16 protein-coding genes are annotated in these 18,855 nt (G+C 71.2%); 9 read left to right on the forward strand and 7 right to left on the reverse strand.

Annotated features, from left to right (window positions below):
* Positions 1-155: 155 nt before the first annotated feature.
* The 3 genes from ADX84_RS19920 (at position 156) to ADX84_RS19930 (ending at position 1,923) form a co-directional block, all read left to right on the forward strand.
* Complete coding sequence (locus ADX84_RS19920; RefSeq protein ID WP_082206639.1) at positions 156-518, forward strand: BlaI/MecI/CopY family transcriptional regulator; 363 nt, start codon at positions 156-158, stop codon at positions 516-518.
* Between the two features lie 5 nt (positions 519-523).
* The gene (locus ADX84_RS19925; RefSeq protein WP_049577581.1) at positions 524-1,468 is read left to right on the forward strand and encodes a M56 family metallopeptidase; all 945 of its coding nucleotides are present in this window, start codon (positions 524-526) and stop codon (positions 1,466-1,468) included.
* Between the two features lie 155 nt (positions 1,469-1,623).
* Complete coding sequence (locus tag ADX84_RS19930) at positions 1,624-1,923, forward strand: DUF2516 family protein (RefSeq protein WP_017544166.1); 300 nt, start codon at positions 1,624-1,626, stop codon at positions 1,921-1,923.
* A 151-nt stretch (positions 1,924-2,074) separates the two neighbouring features.
* Here ADX84_RS19930 and ADX84_RS19935 read toward each other — a convergent pair whose 3' ends face one another.
* The 3 genes from ADX84_RS19935 to ADX84_RS19945 all read right to left on the reverse strand — a co-directional run bounded on the left by ADX84_RS19935 (position 2,075) and on the right by ADX84_RS19945 (position 6,639).
* Positions 2,075-4,612, reverse strand: a complete 2,538-nt coding sequence (locus tag ADX84_RS19935; RefSeq protein WP_049577584.1) for a hypothetical protein — start codon at positions 4,610-4,612, stop codon at positions 2,075-2,077.
* A gap of 75 nt (positions 4,613-4,687) precedes the next feature.
* Positions 4,688-5,755 (reverse strand): neutral zinc metallopeptidase, encoded by a 1,068-nt coding sequence (locus ADX84_RS19940; RefSeq protein WP_049577586.1) that lies wholly within the window; start codon positions 5,753-5,755, stop codon positions 4,688-4,690.
* Positions 5,752-6,639, reverse strand: a complete 888-nt coding sequence (locus ADX84_RS19945) for a neutral zinc metallopeptidase (RefSeq protein WP_049577635.1) — start codon at positions 6,637-6,639, stop codon at positions 5,752-5,754. The genes ADX84_RS19940 and ADX84_RS19945 overlap by 4 nt, the downstream gene beginning before the upstream one ends.
* 213 nt (positions 6,640-6,852) lie before the next feature.
* Between ADX84_RS19945 and ADX84_RS19950 the strand changes: the two genes are divergently transcribed.
* Complete coding sequence (locus ADX84_RS19950) at positions 6,853-8,703, forward strand: DUF2207 domain-containing protein (RefSeq protein WP_049577589.1); 1,851 nt, start codon at positions 6,853-6,855, stop codon at positions 8,701-8,703.
* A gap of 48 nt (positions 8,704-8,751) precedes the next feature.
* A complete protein-coding gene (dtd, locus tag ADX84_RS19955; RefSeq protein ID WP_049577594.1) occupies positions 8,752-9,177 on the forward strand; it encodes a D-aminoacyl-tRNA deacylase in 426 nt (141 codons plus the stop codon).
* 12 nt (positions 9,178-9,189) lie between these two features.
* Here the strand turns inward: dtd and ADX84_RS19960 are convergent, their stop codons facing one another.
* Entirely contained in the window at positions 9,190-9,831 is a 642-nt protein-coding gene (locus ADX84_RS19960) for a pyridoxamine 5'-phosphate oxidase family protein (protein WP_049577598.1), read from the reverse strand.
* A gap of 67 nt (positions 9,832-9,898) precedes the next feature.
* On the opposite strand from ADX84_RS19960, the gene ADX84_RS19965 reads away from it, so the two are divergent.
* Positions 9,899-11,374, forward strand: coding sequence for a PLP-dependent aminotransferase family protein (locus tag ADX84_RS19965; RefSeq protein WP_049577601.1), 1,476 nt, complete (start codon positions 9,899-9,901; stop codon positions 11,372-11,374).
* 251 nt (positions 11,375-11,625) lie between these two features.
* Here the strand turns inward: ADX84_RS19965 and ADX84_RS19970 are convergent, their stop codons facing one another.
* Both ADX84_RS19970 and ADX84_RS19975 read right to left on the reverse strand, forming a co-directional pair.
* Positions 11,626-12,324 carry a response regulator transcription factor gene (locus ADX84_RS19970; RefSeq protein WP_049577606.1) on the reverse strand — a complete coding sequence of 233 codons (699 nt, stop codon included), beginning with the start codon at positions 12,322-12,324 and terminating at the stop codon, positions 11,626-11,628.
* On the reverse strand, positions 12,321-13,514 hold the full coding sequence (locus tag ADX84_RS19975; RefSeq protein WP_049577609.1) for a cell wall metabolism sensor histidine kinase WalK: 1,194 nt from the start codon (positions 13,512-13,514) through the stop codon (positions 12,321-12,323). The genes ADX84_RS19970 and ADX84_RS19975 overlap by 4 nt, the downstream gene beginning before the upstream one ends.
* 124 nt (positions 13,515-13,638) lie before the next feature.
* Between ADX84_RS19975 and phoU the strand changes: the two genes are divergently transcribed.
* The 3 genes from phoU (at position 13,639) to ispF (ending at position 15,640) form a co-directional block, all read left to right on the forward strand.
* Positions 13,639-14,301, forward strand: coding sequence for a phosphate signaling complex protein PhoU (gene phoU / locus ADX84_RS19980; protein WP_026129183.1), 663 nt, complete (start codon positions 13,639-13,641; stop codon positions 14,299-14,301).
* A 354-nt stretch (positions 14,302-14,655) separates the two neighbouring features.
* Positions 14,656-15,138 (forward strand): CarD family transcriptional regulator, encoded by a 483-nt coding sequence (locus ADX84_RS19985; protein WP_026129182.1) that lies wholly within the window; start codon positions 14,656-14,658, stop codon positions 15,136-15,138.
* A 31-nt stretch (positions 15,139-15,169) separates the two neighbouring features.
* Complete coding sequence (gene ispF, locus ADX84_RS19990; RefSeq protein WP_193374227.1) at positions 15,170-15,640, forward strand: 2-C-methyl-D-erythritol 2,4-cyclodiphosphate synthase; 471 nt, start codon at positions 15,170-15,172, stop codon at positions 15,638-15,640.
* Between the two features lie 935 nt (positions 15,641-16,575).
* Here ispF and ADX84_RS26090 read toward each other — a convergent pair.
* Positions 16,576-18,474, reverse strand: coding sequence for a hypothetical protein (locus ADX84_RS26090; RefSeq protein WP_049577614.1), 1,899 nt, complete (start codon positions 18,472-18,474; stop codon positions 16,576-16,578).
* Positions 18,475-18,855 lie beyond the last annotated feature (381 nt).

The raw sequence follows: 18,855 nt of genomic DNA on the forward strand, positions 1-18,855 counted from the left end.
GAGCGGGACCTCGGTCACCCCGGCCCGTCCCGCCCCTCGTCGGAGGCGGTTGCCGGGCCCTGTCGGCCGCGTCCCAAACCCCTACCCCGAAAGCCATCGAGAATTAACGTGGGGGTGCCACGGCGAGTAGTACTACTCGTCGTAGACTTGCTTTCATGAATCGGCTTGGCGAACTTGAACGCGCGGTGATGGATGTACTGTGGGCACGCAACGAACCAATGACGGTTCGCGAGGTCGGTAAGGCTCTCGCCGAGCGGGACCTGGCCCACACGACCGTCATGACGGTGCTCGACCGACTGGCCAAGAAGAAGGTCGTCGACCGGGCACGCGAGGGTCGTGCTTGGCGGTACCGTCCGGCAGCCAGCCGCGAGAACTACGTGTCGGAGCTGATGTTCGACGCTCTCGGTCAGACGGTTGACCGCGACGCGGCCCTGGCCGCCTTCGTCCAGTCCATGGACGGCCAGGAGGCTGAAGCGCTCCGTCGCGCACTCGCGGAAACCGAGCAGCCAAGGAACTAGTCCGTATGGTCAGTGCCGCACTCCTCACTCTCGTCGCGGTCAGCTGCCTCGTCGCCATGGAAGCACTCCACCGGGCGAAGTGGCCCTCCCGCGGTCCCTACACGGCGGTCATCGCCTGGCAGGCGCTCGGCCTGGCCTGGGGCGTGTCCACCATCGGTGCCCTTCTGGCCTACGGTCTGTCCTCCTATGAGCTCGGCGCCGCGGGCGGCCTGCTGGCCGCCGCCACCGACCTCCTGACCGGCGAGTTCATCGTCTCCGAGTTCTCGCAGGGGATCGAGGGGCTGAGCCACCTCGCCGCCGTGCTGCTGGCCTTCGCCCTGACCCTCGTGCTGTTCTCGGGCCTCGTCGCCTCCTTCGTCCAGGTGGTCCGGGTCCGCAAACGCCACCACGACCTGCTGGAACTGGTGGCCAACGAACACCCGGACGTCCCGGGCGCACGTGTGGTCGACCACCCGGCGGCCGCCGCCTACTGCCTGCCCGGAGTGCTGCGCTCCCAGGTGGTGATCAGCGCCGGTGCCCTGGAGGTGCTCGACACCCGCGAACTGGCGGCCGTGCTCGCCCACGAGCACGCCCACCTGCGTGAACGCCACGACCTCGTCCTGCTCCCGTTCTCCTCCCTGAAGCGGGCCTTCCCGCGTGTGCGCCTGGTGCGGACCTACTACGAGACCGTCGCGCTGCTCATCGAGATGTGCGCCGACGACCAGGCCCGCCGCAGGAGCTCCTCCCGTGAGCTCGCCATGGCGCTGCTCCGCTTCGGTGCCGCCGGTCTCGCGCCCGTACCCGCCGGCGCGATGGCCGCCGTGCAGGCCGCTGAACCCGCCGTCATGCGCAGGGTCAACCGGCTCCTGCGCCCGGACAGCGAACTCCCGTACCACGCGGGGGCCGTGATCATGGGTGCCTCGGCCTTCCTGCTGGCCACCGTGACCTGCCTCTGGCACATCCCGATCTGACCGCCGGGCCCGCCGCCCGCGGGTGGTCTCCGGACCCCCGCGTGTATCCGGTCAGTGATCTGCCCCTCTTTCGGGCACGATCCTCGCGTCCGATCCGTTTAACGTGGAGAGCGGGCGGAACCCCGCTCGGACGCGTGAGGCGACTGGAGTGAGTCTTGTTCTTCTGGATCTGGCAGCTGATCTACCTCGTGACCTTCGTGGCCAGCCTGTACGCGTTCATCGAGGCCCTGAGGACCCCCGAGCAGGCCTTCGTGGTGATGGACAAGCAGACCAAGAAGCTGTGGGTGATCCTCACCGGTGTGGCCTCCGGCGTCTCCCTGCTCGCCGTTCTGACCGGCACCGGCATGTTCGTCATCCTGGGCCTGGTAGCCACCCTCATCTTCCTGCTGGACGTGCGCCCCGCCGTGAAGGGCGTGGGCGGCAACCAGAACAACGGCCCCTACGGGCCCTGGTAGCGCCGGGCCACCGGCGCGCCGGTCCCTGAGGGCACCGGTCTCCGCAACCGGTATCCGTAGCCCCGTCTCCGCGCGGACGGCTCCGCGGCCCCGGTCCCCGGTGGCGCGAACCACCGCGCGGTCGCCCCCCGGTGGCCCTTCCGGCAGGGCGTCAACCGCCGTGCGGGGTCGAGGCCCTCGGTGGTACCTCCCTCGGAGTCGACGGCACCGGCGGCAGCACCTCGGACAGTGCCTGGGCGTAGGCCGGATCCTGCGTGTAGTGGGAGTGGCCGAGGATCTCCGGGCGTCTGGCCTCCCCCGGCGGGGCGTCGTAGGAACGCGGGTCGGGCAGCGGATCGGCCTGGTCCACGATGTCCAGGGACCCTCCGGCCCCACCCCCGGCAGGGCCTCGTGGAGTGTCCCCGGCGTCCGCGTTCCTGCGTCTGATCGGCCCGGCGATGGCGTCGGTGACCCGCCACAGGTTGCGCCAGGCCGACACCCGCCCGGTCAGGTCGGTGAACGAGGCCGGACCGAAGTAGGCCGGGAAGTACCGCGCGTACAGTCGGTCCAGCGGTGAGCCGTGGGTGATCAGCGAGACCCGTCCCCGGCAGCTCCGGGGCAGTTGCCACACGGTCGCGGCGGCCAACACCGACCCCTGCGAGTGGCCGGAGATCACCACCTCGGTTCCCTCCCCGGCCATCCTCGCCACCCGCGCGGTCAGCTGCGGTACCGCGCGTTCGGCGTACGAGGGCGGGGCCAGCGGATGCGCGACCCGTGGCCAGAACGTCCCCACGTCCCACAGCGCGCCCAGGGCCTGCCGGGTCGGCCGGTCCCGGTAGGCGCTCCGGCCGATCCACACCAGCGCCACCAGGCTCGCCCCGCCGATGAGCGACCCCACTCCCACGAGGACGTCCAGCGCGCTCTGCGCCACGCCCTGAAGTTCCCCGGCCACCGCCAGGGGCGCGTCCACCGGACCGGCGACCAGGTTCCCGGTGATGATCGAGTAGAGCGCCAGCCCCACCAGCGGCACCACCGGAAGCAGCAGCGCGGCCAGCACCTTGGGCAGCACCTCGGTCATCCGCCCGGTCGCCCTGGCCTTGGCGATGTCCCAGGTCCGGCGGTCCCGAACGCTCCGGGAGTACAGCGAGGTCACCTCGGGCAGCTGGCCGCGCACCGCCCCGCGCAGGCGCACCGCCAGCACCGCCACCACGACCAGGACGATCACCGCCTCGAAGGCGAACGCCAGCTGCAGCCACGAGTAGGCGGTGGGCGGCGACAGCGCCAGGCAGTCGGCCTCGGGCGCGTTCATGGAACCGCAGCCGCTCAGCCACAGCGAACCCTGGTACACCAGCGCCGCCGAGAACCCGCCGCCCAGCAGTGTTCCGAGCGCGGCCGTGGACGGTCCGGCCAGCCCTCGCATGGCGGTCCGCTCGTGCGGCCGGTCCACCGCGAACAGCACCAGGGCCGCCGCCAGCAGCATCACCACCAGCGCGCCCTGGGTGGCGAAGAGCGTGTTCAGCATGGTGCCGCTGCCAGGCAGCCGTCCCTCCGCCACCCAGCCGGGACGCGGCCACACGGTGTAGACGGCCACGGCCACCACCAGGACGAGCATGGTGTCCCGCAGCACCCGGCAGAACCGGTCCGCCCTGGCGTTCCACCGGGGGTCCAGCCCGGGCACCAGCACGCTCGCGACACTCGCCGCCGCCACCGCGCCCAGAAGGACAGCCAACACCGAGCCGAACCACCACGCCCCCGGAGCGGTCACCGGTTCGCCGACCCGGGCCGAGAGGTCGTGCAGGAACGCGGGCACCAGCAGCAGCGCCGCGACGGTTCCCACGGCAACGGCGATGTGGGCCGACCTCAGGCGGGCCATGATCTCGCTGTTGCGCCAGAAGTCCGGGTGGCTCAGCGGCGCGTCCTCGGAGTGGTCGGGCGGCACCGGGCCGGTCACCACCTCGTAGTCGGCCGCCGTTCTGCGGGACAGCCGCCACAGCACCACGATCACCGTTGCGGGCAGAACCGCCCCGATCAGAAGCCCCCACCCCGGTGCGGACAGCGGGGAGGAGGACGAGGCCAGGAAGGCCAGCCACGGACGCGCCTGCACACACGACTCGCCCAGCCCCGCGCACTGCCAGCCCACCAGGTCCATGCCGACCCCGGCCGAGGCCAGCGTGATGAGCACGGTCAGTGACAGCGCCAGCAGCCGGACCCCGGCCCCATAGGTGATGCTGGCCGCCCTGCGGATCCCGGTCTGCCCCCGGTCCATCCGGCCGGGCCGCATCCAGTACGCCACATTGAGCATCATGAAGGGCAGCAGCAGGAGCCAGAACGCCCGCGAGGCACTGCCCGAGGTCAGGTTGCCCCAGGCGAAGATCTCCCGCCGTACCCCCGGGACGCTCTGGGTGTCCGGTTCACGCCGCCAGCGGAAGAAACCGGCGAGCCGGTCGCCGCCCACGCGCATGGCGGGCTCCACGTCCAGGAGTTCCTCGGCCTGTCCGCCGCTGACCCCGTGCACGCGCAGCTCCACGCAGTTGCGGACGGGAGCGGACTCGGGCTCGGAGGTCGGGGAGGCCGGGGGAACCACGGTGGTGACCGTGGTGTCCACGGGGGAGTTCCTGGTGACGGGGGACCGGGTCGCTGAGAGGGCGTGTGACGCGGGGCGCGGGGGCTCGGGCTCGTGCGAGCCGGAGGGTTCGGGGGTGTCCGGCATGTCAGCATCCTGCCACGCACAGTCGCGATGAAACTCAAAGAACCGGAGCCTGTGGACAACCCAGGGCCGAGGACGCTACTTGACCATCCCCTCGTCACTCACGTCCCAGGTGTTGCAGGCGCCCGCCGACTGCTCGGTCCAGCCGGTCCTCGTCCACCACACGCTGTTGTCCGAGGAACCGTGCGTGCGATCCGACTCGGGTCCGTCGGGACGGTCGGCGGTGGCCGAGGCGTCGTCCAGAAGGGTGGACAGGTCGTCCTCCGTGAGCGGGTAGCTCACCCGGATCGACCCCAGGAAGGCCGCCGAGAGGCAGTTGGCCTGGAGTTCGCTGCGGCGCGTCCAGGAGTTGCGGCCCGCGTCGTCCACCTCCAGCTGCCGCTGCTCGTGGTAGTACTCCAGGAGCCCGGACTCGCCCTGCACGTGGTGCCCGTACTCGTGGGCCAGCAGGGACGCGTAGACCACGCTGTCATCCGAGCCGTTCCACTTCTCCACCACGTCCGAGGTACCGATGTAGATCGCGCCGCTGGCCCGGCAGTAGAAGGCGCCCGCCGGGGACGGGTAGGAACGGCACGGGCTCACTCCGGGCTCCTCCCAGAACACCCGGTCCGGTGGGGCGAACGGGATACCCGCCCGGTCGAACTGGGTCTTCCACACGTCGTCCAGGCAGTCGGCGACCAGGTGCAGGAACCGCTCCATGGAGCTGGGGTCGTCGACGTCGAGTTCGGGTACCGGGCAGGGCAGCGGGCTCAACCGACCGGTGTCGTAGATCGGGTTGGCGACCAGCGCGCTGTGGCCGGTCGGCCGGTCGGGGAGGGTGCGACCGGGCAGCCCCAGGTGACCGGTGGGAGCGTCGGCGGACGGGCTCGGAGGCTGGCCGGGCTTGTCGTCGCCCGCGCCCTGCGCCCGCTCGGAGACGGTGTCCATGGCGGAGCCGTCCTCGTTGACGCTGGTCCAGGAGAGCAACGACAGCGCGAGCAGGGCCACCAGGAGCCCGCACACCGCGCTGAACACCCTGCGGTTGACGCGGTGGGCCCTGCGGGAGTGCTCCAGCCGGGTGAGCGTCGCGGGCAGGGGGGTGCCGGAACCGTCGGGGCCGGGCCCGCCGGGCTCGCCGGAGCCGACCGGGCCGTGGTCACCGCTCACCGCACCAGCTCCTCGCGGGCTTCCCAGGTGTTGCAGGCCGCCGGATCGAGACGGTCCAGACCGTGCGCGGTCCACAGACGACCGTTCTCCACCGATCCGTGCGTGCTCGTGCCCGCGTGGTCGGAGCGGAGCCCGACGGAGTTGAGGATATTGGCCCTCTCCGACTTCCCGTAACCGAGGGACTCCTCAGCGGAGCCGACGAACACCCCGCCCAGGCAGTTGGCCTGGAGCTCGTTGCGCCGGGTGAGCTCGTCCGCGGTCTCCTCGTCGGCGTTGGCCCGCAGGGAGCGGAACTCGGCCAGGATCATCGACTGCCCCTGCACGTGGTGCCCGTACTCGTGGCTGAGCAGGAACGTGTACGCCTCGGCCTCGTCACTGCCCGCCGAGGCCGCCACGATGTCCTCCACTCCCAGGTAGAGGCCCTGGTTGGCCTGACAGTAGAAGGCCGCCGTCCCCTCCTTGGGGAAGGGGCCGCACGGGCTGTTCCCCGCCGCGTACCAGTACACGCGGTTCGGTGAGGAGAACGGGATGCCCGCCTCCTCGAAGTACGCGCCCCAGGCCGCGTCCAGGCAGTCGGCGATCGAGTGCACGAAGGTCTCCACCGACTTCGGGTCGTCGGCGTCCATCTGCGGTGGCCGACAGGTGACCTCGCCGAGCTCGCCGTTGGCGTAGAGCGGGTTCTGCCCCAGCGGATCCTCGATCGTCGCCGTGGTGGTCTCCGTGGAGGAGACGGACTCGGCGGAGAGCACCTGGGTGGCGTCCGGCCCGATGGGCTCGCCCCACGCCGGTTGCGCGGTCGGCAACAGCGCGGAGAAGGCGAGGAAGCCCGTGAACCCCACGGCGGCCAGTCCCGTGCCCAGGGACAGCGAGACGCCCAGCCCCATGCGCTGGAGGAACCCGGGGCGCTCCGCCCACGGGTCGGACTCGGGTCGGTTTCGTCGACGGGTCAGCACGTGCCCGAGCCCCCGTTCCGCACGGGAGGCCCGGCCACGCCGGAGCTACTCTCGACGGAGCCACCGGCGGGGGGCCGGTACGCGACGCCGGGGAGGGCGCCCGATGGGCACGGTCCGCTCACGGACCGGATAAGCTCTCGCGTCATGTGGTGGGTCGGCTCCTGGCGCCCGGCCGTCGCGTTGGCGACGGCCCTGCTCGTGTACTCCTCGCTGTTCGTGGTGGTCGCCGTGGGGTGGCCGGGAGGGGAGGCGCACGCGGTGACGGCGACCGCACCGGCAACCACAGTACCGGGGCACGAACCAGCGGTCATCGCCCGACGTTCCGCCACGGACACGGACATCACCAACGACATCCGCCTCGAACTGGACCAACGGGGCACCCTCCACGGCGAGGAGTCCATCAGGTTCGAGGGACCCGCCCCGGAGACCTTCACCCGGGCCCTCACCGCCACGATGCTCTACGACACCGACAACGACCGCCGGTTCGAGATCAACGGGGTCTCGGCAGTCGACTCAGGCGGCTCCACCCTTCAGGTGGAGACGGAGGAGACCGACGGCGCCCTCCTCGTACGCATCCCCACCGAGGGCACCCGCGGGGTGCGGCTCAGCTACCGGGTGAGCGGTACCGTCGGCGAGGTCTCCCAGGGGGTCCAGCTGGAGTGGCGGGCCGTGGGCGCCTACAGCCACGACGTCCGATCCACCGACGTCACCGTCACCGCGCCGCAGCCCCCCGAGGCGCTGTCCTGCCTGGCGGGAGAGCCCCGCAGCGCCATGTACTGCACCGCCTCGGACATGGGCGGGGACGCGGTCGTCGCGCACTTCCTCCAGGCCGACATGACCCCCAGCGACCGGCTGGACATCGTCGTCAACTACCCGCCCGGCACAGCTGAGGGCGAACCGATCCTGAGCCGCCGGTGGTCGCTGGCGTCGGCCTTCCAGGTGACGCCGGGGACCGCGAGCGTGTTCGGACTCCTTCTGCTGGTCCTGGTCGGCGGGCTGATCGCCCTCATCCGGATCCGGGGCCGCGACGAACGCGCGCTGCACAACGAGGCGGCGGAGGGCGACCACGCCCCCGTGGCCCGCGGTGAGCACGGCCGGATGCGCTTCGCCCCGCCCGACGACGTCCACCCGGGCCAGATCGGCACGCTGGTCGACGAGCGCGTGGACATCGCCGACCTCACCGGCACCGTCCTCGACCTGGCCGTACGCGGTCACATCCGGGTCGAGGAGCTGCCCCACGAACACTTCACCTCGGTGGACTGGCGGCTGGTCCGCCTGGACGGACCTCCCGAGGAGGTCCTGCTCTCCTCCGAGTGGCTCCTGTTGGACGCCCTCTTCGGTGACCGGCGCTCCGTGCGGCTGTCGGAACTCGGCTCCTCCCGCCACTCCGAGGACTTCCCGGCGCGCGTGGACCGGGTCCGCGAGGAGCTGTACCGCGACATGGTCCGGCTCAAGTGGTTCTCCCGGTCGCCCAGCCGGGTGCGGGGGACCTGGACGACCGTCGGCATGGTGCTCACCGCCTCAGGGGTGGTCCTGACCGGTCTGCTCGCGGTGTTCACCAGCGCGGCCTTCACCGGTCTGGCCGTCATCATCGCCGGGGCCGCCGTCACCGCGGGCGCGCAGTACATGCCGGCCAAGACCAAACTGGGCAGCTCCGTCTACGCGCACACGATGGGCTTTCGCGACTACCTCCTCAGCCAGCGGGCCCAGAGCGCCCCGCCCGGCGAACGCGTGGAGCTGTACTCGCGCTACCTCCCCTACGCGGTGATCTTCGACGACGTCGACCGCTGGGCCAACATCCTCGCCTCCGCCGCGATCGCCGACCTCAGCCCCGAGGAGCTCGACGGCGACGGACTGCACTGGTACACGGGCCCGCGGGAGTGGCGGATCGAGGACTTCTCGGACTCGATCAGCACGTTCGTGGTCACCCTCACCGGTCTGATCACCAACACCCGCCGTGTGCGCCTGCTCAACCAGCTGCAACGATCGAGGTGACACCGCCCCCGACCAGGGGCGGCCCGGGAAAGAGAGCAGGGGAGAACCATGCGCGCTGTCGTGCAGCGGGTGTCGCACGCTTCGGTGACGGTGGAGGGCGAGGTGGTCGGTGAGATCACCCGACCCGGCCTGATGGCCCTGGTGGGGGTCACGCACACCGACACCGAGGACGAGGCCCGCAGGATCGCCAGGAAGCTGTGGACCCTGCGCGTCCTGGATGACGAGAAGTCCTGCTCCGACGTCCAGGCGCCTCTGCTGGTGGTCAGCCAGTTCACCCTCTACGGCGACGCGCGCAAGGGCCGTCGCCCCACGTGGCAGGCGGCCGCGCCAGGGCCGGTGGCGGAGCCACTGGTGGACGCCGTCGTCAAGGAGCTACGGGACCAGGGCGCCGAAGTGGCCACGGGGGTCTTCGGCGCCCAGATGTCCGTGGGACTGACCAACGAGGGACCCTTCACGGTCATCGTGGAGGTCTGAGGGAGTCCCCGCCTAGCGGGTGGTCACACGGGCCAGGACGTGGGCCGGGGCGGGGAGGTCGTGGCTCAGCGCCGGGTCGGTGACCGGAGGGTCGAACACCGTCCGGACCGGCTGCACACCCGCCCAGACCGGGAGGGCGTGGTCCTCCTCGTCGTCAGCGGGCGGGCCCGTGCGGACCTTCACCGAGGCCTCCTCAAGGGACAGCGCCAGAACCCGGGTGGCCGCCATCTCCTTGGCGTCAGGCTGGCGGGCGGCGTCCCACTGGCCCGGTGCGAGCTGCTCGGTGATCGCCCGCAGGCCGTCCCGGCGCTCCTGTTCGTCGGTGACCACGCGCGGCGTTCCGAAGACCATCGCCGACCGGTGGTTCACCGAGTGGTGGAACGCCGAACGGGCCAGGACGATCCCGTCCAGCAGGGTGACCGTCACGCACATCTCGCCCTCCGTCCGCAGGGACCGGGCTCCGGTCGAGCCGTGCAGGTAGAGGGTGTCGCCGATCCGCCCGTACCCCGTGGGGACCACCCGGGGAGACCCGTCAACAACCACGCCCATGTGGCAGACCAGGCCCTCGTCAAGGAGGTCGTACAGTTCGGTGCGGTCGGTCCTGGTCTTGTGCTTGGCGCGGTTGAGGCGGGTGCGTTCGGTCGTGGAGAGCATGCGACTACCGTAGGGAGAAGTGGATATCCAAACCATGGCCACTTCTGGCAGGAAGTGAAAGACCACTTTGCCCCGACGTCTCGCCGAACCACCGGTCCGCCTCGACCGCTCCGACCCCGCACCGCTCACCGCGCAGCTGTCCGGAGCGCTGCGCGAGGCCATGGTCTCCGGTGCGCTCCGGGCCGGTGAACGGCTGCCCTCCAGCCGGGCCCTGGCCGCGCAGCTCGGGGTGAGCCGCACGGTGGTCACCGACGCCTACCAGCAGCTCTACGCCGAGGGGTGGCTCGAGGGCCGTCACGGTTCGGGCACCTTCGTGGCCGAGCACGAGCCCCTGCCCGGTCTGCCGGAGCCAACGGAGCCACGGCACGACACCGAGCCCGCGCGTGGGCGTCCCTCGCGAGAGGAGGCACGCCGGGCCGGAGTGGCCGACCTGCGGGCGGGCGCCCCCTGGGTCCGCGACCACGACCGCGCGGCCCTGCGCCGGGCCTGGCGGCACGCGGCCGGGACACCGCCCTCCGACGACCCCGAACCCCAGGGCGAGCCCCGACTGCGCGCACTGCTGGCCGAACACCTGCGCCGTACCCGGGGCGTTCGGGTGGGACCCGAGAACGTCCTGGTCACCCGGGGGACCGGCAACGGGCTCGACCTGGTCGGCGCCATGATCGCCATGGAAGGGATCCCTGCGCGGGGCTCGACCCCCGGGACCCGTTTCCGTGCGGGAGTCGAGGAACCCGGTTACGGCAAGGCCCGCACCATCCTGGCCGCACGCGGCGCCGAGATCGTTCCCTGTCCCGTCGACCACGACGGCATCCGTCCCGGGGAGCTTCCCGACGACCTCGCCCTCGTCTACACCACGCCCGCCCACCAGTACCCGCTGGGCGGCCGTCTGCCCCTGCCCCGCCGCGAACGCCTCCTGGCCTGGGCCCGCCGGAACGGAGCGCTCGTGGTGGAGGACGACTACGACGCCGAGTTCCGCTACGACGTGGCGCCCCTGCCCGCCCTGTACGGGCTCGACCCCGAGCGGGTCGTGCTGCTCGGCACCCTCTCCAAGACCCTCGACCCCGACCTCGGGATCGGCTGGATCGTCGCCGAGCCCGACCTGCTCCACCGCCTCACCCGCGTCCGAGCCGAGCTGTCCGACCGCACCAGCGGGCCCGTCCAGGCCGCCACCGCCCTCCTGCTCGAACGCGGGGACCTGGACCGGCACCTGCGCCGGATGCGCCTGGAGTACGCCCGCCGCCGCGCCACGCTCGTGGAACACCTCGGGGCCCGGATCGCCGGGGACACCGCCGGACTCCACGTGCTGCTCACCCTGCCCGAGGCGGCGGTCGCTCCGGTGGTCGCGGCGGCGGCCGAGGAGGGTGTCCTGGTGGAGGACACCCTCCGCGCCAGCCACGGAGCCCCCAGCGTGCACGGGCTGGTGATCGGCTACGGGTCGGTTGGAGGCGGGGAGCTCCGGCGCGCCTGCGAGGTCCTGGCCCGCGCGGTGGAACGCCACACCGGGGAACGGGCGGCCCTCGGGGCGGATCGCGGAAGGCGCTGAGCCCGCCGACAGGCAGCCCGCTTGACCGAACCGACCTGCCTGGCGAGGACCCGTGGGGTGCGGGCACCACCAGATCCCACGGGGACGCGCCAGCGCGGAGAGCGGGCCAGCGGCCCCGGAAACACGGAGGTCCCGGAGACAAAGAGGTCCCGGGTCGCGGCGGTACCGCGCCCCGGGACTCGAAGCAAGGTGGGGTCGGGCCGGAGAGGGAGAGGGACCCGAAGGGGGACCTCCCGCAACCCCCAGGAGCCCTACTCGACCTCGACGGTGACCGGCTCGAACTTGTAGCCCAGGCCGCGCACCGTGACGATGTAACGCGGGGTGCCCGGGTCCTCCTCGATCTTCGCGCGCAGGCGCTTGACGTGTACGTCGAGGGTCTTGGTGTCACCGACGTAGTCGGCGCCCCACACGCGGTCGATGAGCTGCATCCGGGTGAGCACCCGCCCGGCGTTGCGCAGCAGCACCTCCAGCAGCTCGAACTCCTTCAGCGGGAGCTGCACGTTGTCGCCGCGCACCGTCACCACGTGCCGCTCCACGTCCATGCGGACGGGACCGGCCTCGAGAGCGGCGGGCAGCACGATCTCGTCCTCGCCCCGTCGGCGCAGCACCGCGCGGATGCGCGCCACCAGCTCGCGGGAGGAGAACGGCTTGGTCACGTAGTCGTCGGCGCCCAGCTCCAGACCGACGACCTTGTCGATCTCGGAGTCCTTGGCGGTGAGCATGATGACGGGGACGTTGGACTTCTGCCGCAGGGTCCGGCACACCTCGGTGCCCGACAGCCCCGGCAGCATCAGATCCAGCAGAACCAGGTCGGCGCCGGTCCGGTCGAAGGTCTCCAGAGCGACCGTCCCGGTGGGCGCCACCGCGACCTCGAAGCCCTCCTTGCGCAGCATGTACGACAGGGCGTCGCTGTAGGACTCCTCGTCCTCTACTACGAGTACGCGCGTCACTGTGCCGTCTCCTGGTGGTTGTCGTTCCGGGAAGCTTCGAGCTCCCGGCTCTCGGGCCTGGGCAGACGTAGTGTGAACGTCGACCCCGACCCCTCCTTGCTCCACACGGTCACTTCTCCACGGTGGTGGGTCATGATGTGCTTGACGATGGCCAGACCGAGACCGGTACCACCGGTGGCCCGGCTCCGAGCGGCGTCCACACGGTAGAACCGCTCGAAGATTCGCTCCAGGTCCTGCTGGGGGATTCCGATCCCCTGGTCCGCGACGCTGATGTCCACGCTGCTCCGCGAGGTCCCGACGGACACCGCGACCCGCGTGTTCTTCGGACTGTAGGCGACGGCGTTGGCTATGAGGTTGCGCAGGGCGGTCCCCAGCATCGCCTCGTCACCCAGGACCGTCAGCCCCTCGGCTCCGCTGCCGACCAGTTCGATGCCCTTGGCGTCGGCGGGCATCCGCACGGTGTCGATCGCCTCCTCGACGACCGACCCGAGGTCCACCGGGGCGGGTTCGGCGATGGGCTCGGCGCCCTGGATGCGGGAGAGCGTGATGAGGTCCTGGATGACCGCCGTGAGCCGGGAGGCCTCGGTCTGCATGCGCCCGGTGAAGCGGCGCACCGCCTCGGGGTCGTCGCTGGCGTCCTGTACGGTCTCCGCCAGGAGTGACAGCGCGCCCACGGGGGTCTTGAGCTCGTGCGAGATGTTGGCCACGAAGTCGCGTCGGACCGCCTCCACCCTGCGGTGCTCGGTCTGGTCCTCGGCCAGGACCAGCACCAGCCCGGTGCCGCCCAGAGGGGCGACGCGCACCGCGAAGGACGTGGCGTCGGGGCCGAACTTGCGGACGGCCACCTCGATGTCGGTCTCCCGGATCACCCCGTCGCGCCGCACCTTGCGGGCCAGGGTGAGGAGTTCGCCTATGACGAGTTCCTCTCCCCGGACGAGGCCGAAGGCCCGGGCAGCCGAGGAGGCGCGCAGCACGCGGTCGCCCGAGTCGAGGACCACCGCGGAGGAGGGGAGCGCGGACAGCACTTCGGCCACCCCCTGCGGGAGCGTGCTGCCGTCGTGCCGTGGTGACGGCGTCTCCTCCCGTGTGGTGCGCGTACGGAAGAGGGGGCTGGCGGCGACGACGCCGATGGCGACGCCCACAACGAGCCCGATGATGCCGACGACCGCGGCGAGAAGTTCCCCTTGCACGATTCGATCGTAAACGTGCGGACTGGGGCTTTACCCGGTCAGGACATGTGACCGAACCGAGGTTCTTCCATCGTTCACCAACTCTTGGCCGATTCTTCAAACACAGACTGGGAGCATTGACGACATGCGCGATACCTACCATGAGGACCTAGACAGCCTGAGTGAACGCCTCGTCGAGATGACCAGGCTCGCCAGGCACGCCGTCGCGCGGGCCACCACGGCCTTGCTGGACAGTGACCTGAACGCGGCGCAGGAAGTCATCTCGGGTGACGAGGAACTCAACCGCCTCGACCAGGAGATCGAGGACACCGCCTTCAGCCTGATGGCACGGCAGCAGCCGGTCGCCTCGGACCTGCGGACCATCATCACCGCCCTCGCGATGCGCGGTGACCTCGAACGGATGGGCGACCACGCCGTCCACCTCGCGAAGATCGCCCGCCGCCGCCACCCCGACTCGGCGATCCCCAAGCCGGTGCGCTCCATCGTCCTGGAGATGGGACACCAGGCGGAGCTCCTGGTGACCAAGGCGGGCGAGGTGATCACGGAGCGGGACCCCGACACCGCTCTGGAGCTGGACAAGGACGACGACAAGATGGACCGGCTGCGCCGCAAGCTGTTGCAGCGCATCCTCGCGCCGGGCTGGGAGTACGGGGTGGAGGCCACCATGGACGTGACCCTGGTCGGCCGGTTCTACGAACGCTTCGGTGACCACGCGGTGCACGTGGCGGACAACCTGGTCTACATGGTGACGGGCGAGAAGCGTGAGGACTACGAGCCCGAGGCCTGATGACGGGCTCATGACGTGTGGTGCGGTCGGGTCGGCCGGGCCCGGAGATCCGGACGGGTCACGGGTGGGCCGACCCGATCCGAAATCGTGACCTATCTCGCTCCGAGCGCTCGCGGAGGGTGGTCGGGCGGGGGCGAACCCTATCCCGTTCCGGGCCCTCGTCAAGTCGCGCTTCGGCTGGCCAGTGGGGGTGGAGGGCTCTCGGGAGCGCTCCGACCGGGCCGCCGACACTCCTCGGGTACACTTTGTCAAGGCCTAAAATGTGTGGCCTGACCTGCGTGTTCGCAAACCTAATAGGTACGTTAAGTCACAGATTCGTGGTATCCTTGTGGTAGCGGAAGGGGTACCTGTCACATGGCTTTCAAGGTCGGCGACACTGTTGTCTACCCCCATCATGGGGCTGCTCGTATTGAAGCGATCGAGACTCGCACCATTAAGGGCGAGGACAGAACCTACCTCGTTCTGAGGGTTGACAAAGGCGATCTGACGGTGCGTGTGCCGGCCGCGAACGCCGAGGATGTCGGCGTTCGTGACGTGGTGGGGCAGGAGGGCCTGGACAAGGTCTTCGAGGTGCTGCGCGCACCTCACACCGAAGAGCCCACCAACTGGTCCAGGCGCTACAAGGCGAACCTGGAGAAGTTGGCGTCCGGCGACGTCAACAAGGTCGCCGAGGTCGTTCGGGACCTGTGGCGCCGGGACAAGGAGCGCGGGCTGTCCGCGGGCGAGAAGAGGATGCTGGCCAAGGCCCGGCAGATTCTCGTGAGCGAACTCGCACTCGCGGAAAAGACCAACGAGGACAAGGCGGAAGCCCTCCTCGACGAGGTTCTGACGAACTGATACTCGCGGAATCACGTAATTCATGACGAAAATGCCTCGGGTGGGCGTCGGAACCGACGTCCACCCGTTTTCTCCTGGACGGACACTTTTTCTCGCCGGTTTGGAATGGCCGGGTGAGGATGGTGTCAGCGGCCATTCCGACGGTGATGTCGCCGCCCACGCGGCGTGCGACGCGCTGCTGTCCGCCTGCGGGCTCGGCGACCTCGGTTCGAACTACGGCACTTCCGATCCCCGGTGGAAGGGCGCCTCGGGCGCCGCTCTGCTCACCGAGACCGTGGCACGCGTGCACGCGGCCGGATTCGAGATCGGCAACGTGGCCGTCCAGATCATCAGCAACCGACCCAAGTTCGCTCCCCGGCGCGACGAGGCGGAGAAGACCCTCTCCGAGGTCGTGGGTGCGCCGGTGAGCCTGTCGGCCACCACCACCGACGGTCTGGGCCTCACCGGCCGGGGCGAGGGCATCGCCGCCGTCGCCACGGCGGTCTGCGCCCCCAGGGACTGACACACGCAAACGAGGGCGGCCCCGCCAGGAGCGGGGCCGCCCTCGTTTGCGTGAGGGCCTTGAGCGCGCCCGAACAGCCTTCGCGCACAGGCGTCCGACGAGCGTGCGCCAGCGGGTCAGCGCAGGGCGGTGAGGCGTTCGGGTCCCGGGGCGGTGGTCTCGGGCACCGGGCTTCGGAGAGGCCCTCCGCTGTGCCGTGAGGGCGGCGTCGGGTTCGCGAGGCGGTGCCCGGTCAGGGGCCGGAAAGGGTCTCTCTCCGTCGTTGTGGGGGCGGTATCCGGTCCGTGACGCACTGCCTGGTCAGAGGACCGAAATCCGTCGTTTTCACTCGCACGAGAGCGCGCGAGCCGGGGTTGTCCACAGGTGTCCGCAGCGCCTGGCGAACCCTGGCGTGCGCGCGTAGCGTCGATCTCGGGGGATCCTCGTTTCCCGCCGGTTTCGTGCTGCGCTCGCGGGCGTGGCCCGCTTCGGCGCACCTCCCTGAAGCCGGGCACGGGCAGGCCCTCGTCTCCCGCCCACCTCGTGCTGTGCTCGCGGGCGTGGCCCGCTTCGGCGCACCTTCCTGAAGCCGGGCACGGGCAGGCCCTCGTCTCCCGCCCACCTCGTGCTGTGCTCGCGGGCACGGCCCCGGGTGAGCGGCGCGTGGTTCCCCGCTCGGGCGGGCCTGTTGCCCTCACGGGCACGTCCCCGGCCGCTCCCTTCTCCTGGCCCCGGGCCGCACGGTGGCCCTGGTCTCCCGCCTGCCTCGTGCTGCCCTCACGGGCGTGGCCCCGGTGGATCGGCGCGTGGTTTCCCCCGATCGGGGTCGTGCGCTGCGGCACGGCACCCCCTGGTCGGCCCCACCGACCCGGTCCGGACGGACGTCGGCCCCGGAACCAAGGGCTCCGGGGCCGACGACCGCGTCCGTGTCCTGAGAGGGTCAGTGCCCCCTGGGCTCAGTGATCCTCCGGCGGCAGCGGCTCGCTACGGACGCGGCGGGAGGGCGGCCCGGACGCGAAGTCCGGCATGGGCGGGCGCTTCGGCTTCAGGACCATCGGCCGCTTCTCCACCGGCCTCCAAGAGCGGGCGCCGGAGCCGGGGGAGCGCTCCGTCGCGGGCTCGGCCTCGGAATCCCGTCGCTCCGGTTCGGGCTCGGGCTCGTCGTCGGGCAGGGGCTCGGGCTCGGGCAGCGGTTCCGGCTCGGGAAGTGGCTCGGGCTCCGGCTCCGGTCGGGCCGCGCCAGGCGGCACCGAACCCATCCGGAAGGCGGCGCGCACCGACGGGCCGGTGTCGTGGTCCAGAGCCGGGGTCGAACCCTCCTCGGCGCCGGTCGCGCGCCCGACCAGGGGAGCGGGTTCTGCGGGGGTGTCGTCCTCGGGCGGGGTCCACACCGGAGGCACGTAGTCGGCCAGGTGCGAGGCGGGCGTGTCCTCGGACGGCGGCTCCCACAGGGGCGAACCGGAGTGGTCGTCCGCGAACGTGGGCTCCGTGTCCGGCGTCTGGGCCGTCACACCGGGCAGGTCCTCGACCTCCGGCAGGGGGCCGGAGCCGGTCTCCCCCTCGGGCCACAGCTCCACGGTGCTCTCATTCCGGGCAGCCTTCGGGACGTCACCGCTCTCGGAGTCCGTGCCCGTTCCCGGTGTGGTGGCCGTGGCCGTCTCGGCGACGACCGGCTCCGGCTCGGCGCGGACCGGCTCCGGCTCGGGGACCACCGGCACGGGGACCGGGGCCTCCGCCTCGTCCGTGCTGGGGTCGGCCACCGGGGAGTCGTGCTCGAAACCCTCGTCGAAGTGCTCGGAGGACTCGGCCAGATCATGGTCGGAGCCCGTGCCGAGGTCCTGGGTGTCCCGGGGGCCGAAGCCCGTGGCGGTGTGCTCGGACTCGGCTTCCGGGGAGGAGGCCTGCGAGGGGACCACCGGCGGGTCCGTGGCCGCCCGCTTGATCGGGTTGTCGCCGTCGCGGGCCCGGCGCGGGAGCGGCAGCGTGGGCACGGAGGCCTCCGCTGGTTCCTCGGGCTCCGCCACGGACGCGATCGGTTCGGTCGGGGCGTCCGCGTCCGCCTCGGAGGGCTCGTCGACGTCACGGTCGTGGCCCACGGAACCGGCCTCGATCACGACCACGTTCGAGCTCTCGCGTTCGGCGCGCTCTCGTTCCTCCCGTTCCGCGCGCTGTTCCTCCTGCTCGCGTTCGTCGCGCTCGGCGCGCTCCTTCTCCTCCTGCTCCGCGCGATCACGGCGCAGGGTGGAGATGCGAGAGGGCAGCGTGACCGTCCGGGAGGCGTCCTCGCCGGACTCCTCCTTCTCGTCCGCGTCGTCGCCTGTGTCGTCGGCGCCCAACCGCAGCAGCCGGGTCTTGAGCGCCTCCGTCCTGCGGTCGTCTCGGACCGGAGCCTCGTCCGGTCTGGGGCGCCCGCGCAGCACGGTCGTGCGGTCGTCGGAGGGATTGGCTCGCGGGCGTCCGTTGGCGTTGCGCCTGCGGACGTGCGCGCGCACGGTGATCCACAGCAGGAACGCCACCAGCAGGGCGGCCAGTGGGGCGACCGCCACCACCACCTGCACGATCCCCTCGTGGTTCGCCGCGATGCGGTCCACCAGGTTCATGCTGTGCAGCACCATCGGCACCGCGGCGGCGAGGATCAGCAGTGGGATGAGGACGACGTCCACCCAGAGCCGCTCACCCGGCGGCGCCGCGCGCAGGACGTAGCTCACCCAGAAGGCCATGAGGACCAGCAGGGTGAAGGTCACCGGGAAGACGTGCGCGAGGAAGCCGCCCTCGTCGTGCACGATCAGGGCGAATCGGTAGATGCCGTTGTAGGCGATGACTAGGGCGCACAGGGCGATGACACTGACGAACACGGCGCCACCGACGAGAGCACCGGCTCCCGCGCCGCGACCCGCGGTCCGACCGTTCCGTGTCCCTGTCTCGGGGGCGTTGTTGAAAGGGGCCATCGTCACCGAAGCGTAGTCCAGGCGGTGCCGCGAACACGAGATTCCGGCCGATTCCGGCTGCTTCCCGACGCCGGTGCCCAAGAGTGCCGCGCGGCGCACCGTCGCGGTTGACGGAGCGTGCCGGGCGATCCCCCCTCGGAACGGGGTCGGAACGCCGGGTCGTCCCACATGTGAGCGGCCCGGATACGGCTCGCCCCATATGAGTTCTCCGGGCTGTCCGGAGTGGACCGGACCCCGTCTCGATCAGGACCCCGTACCGAACCGTGGTGCTTATTGGTTTGTGATGCC

Source organism: Nocardiopsis sp. SBT366 (genome assembly GCF_001083815.1).
Lineage (GTDB): Bacteria > Actinomycetota > Actinomycetes > Streptosporangiales > Streptosporangiaceae > Nocardiopsis > Nocardiopsis prasina.

Excerpts from the sequence above, each read along its gene's own strand:
- ADX84_RS19920 (WP_082206639.1), top strand. The coding sequence starts at position 156 with ATGAATCGGCTTGGCGAACTTGAACGCGCGGTGATGGATGTACTGTGG.
- ADX84_RS19925 (WP_049577581.1), top strand. The coding sequence starts at position 524 with ATGGTCAGTGCCGCACTCCTCACTCTCGTCGCGGTCAGCTGCCTCGTC.
- ADX84_RS19935 (WP_049577584.1), bottom strand. The coding sequence starts at position 4,612 with ATGCCGGACACCCCCGAACCCTCCGGCTCGCACGAGCCCGAGCCCCCG.
- ADX84_RS19945 (WP_049577635.1), bottom strand. The coding sequence starts at position 6,639 with ATGGGGCTGGGCGTCTCGCTGTCCCTGGGCACGGGACTGGCCGCCGTG.
- ADX84_RS19950 (WP_049577589.1), top strand. The coding sequence starts at position 6,853 with ATGTGGTGGGTCGGCTCCTGGCGCCCGGCCGTCGCGTTGGCGACGGCC.
- dtd (WP_049577594.1), top strand. The coding sequence starts at position 8,752 with ATGCGCGCTGTCGTGCAGCGGGTGTCGCACGCTTCGGTGACGGTGGAG.
- ADX84_RS19960 (WP_049577598.1), bottom strand. The coding sequence starts at position 9,831 with ATGCTCTCCACGACCGAACGCACCCGCCTCAACCGCGCCAAGCACAAG.
- phoU (WP_026129183.1), top strand. The coding sequence starts at position 13,639 with ATGCGCGATACCTACCATGAGGACCTAGACAGCCTGAGTGAACGCCTC.
- ADX84_RS19985 (WP_026129182.1), top strand. The coding sequence starts at position 14,656 with ATGGCTTTCAAGGTCGGCGACACTGTTGTCTACCCCCATCATGGGGCT.
- ispF (WP_193374227.1), top strand. The coding sequence starts at position 15,170 with ATGCCTCGGGTGGGCGTCGGAACCGACGTCCACCCGTTTTCTCCTGGA.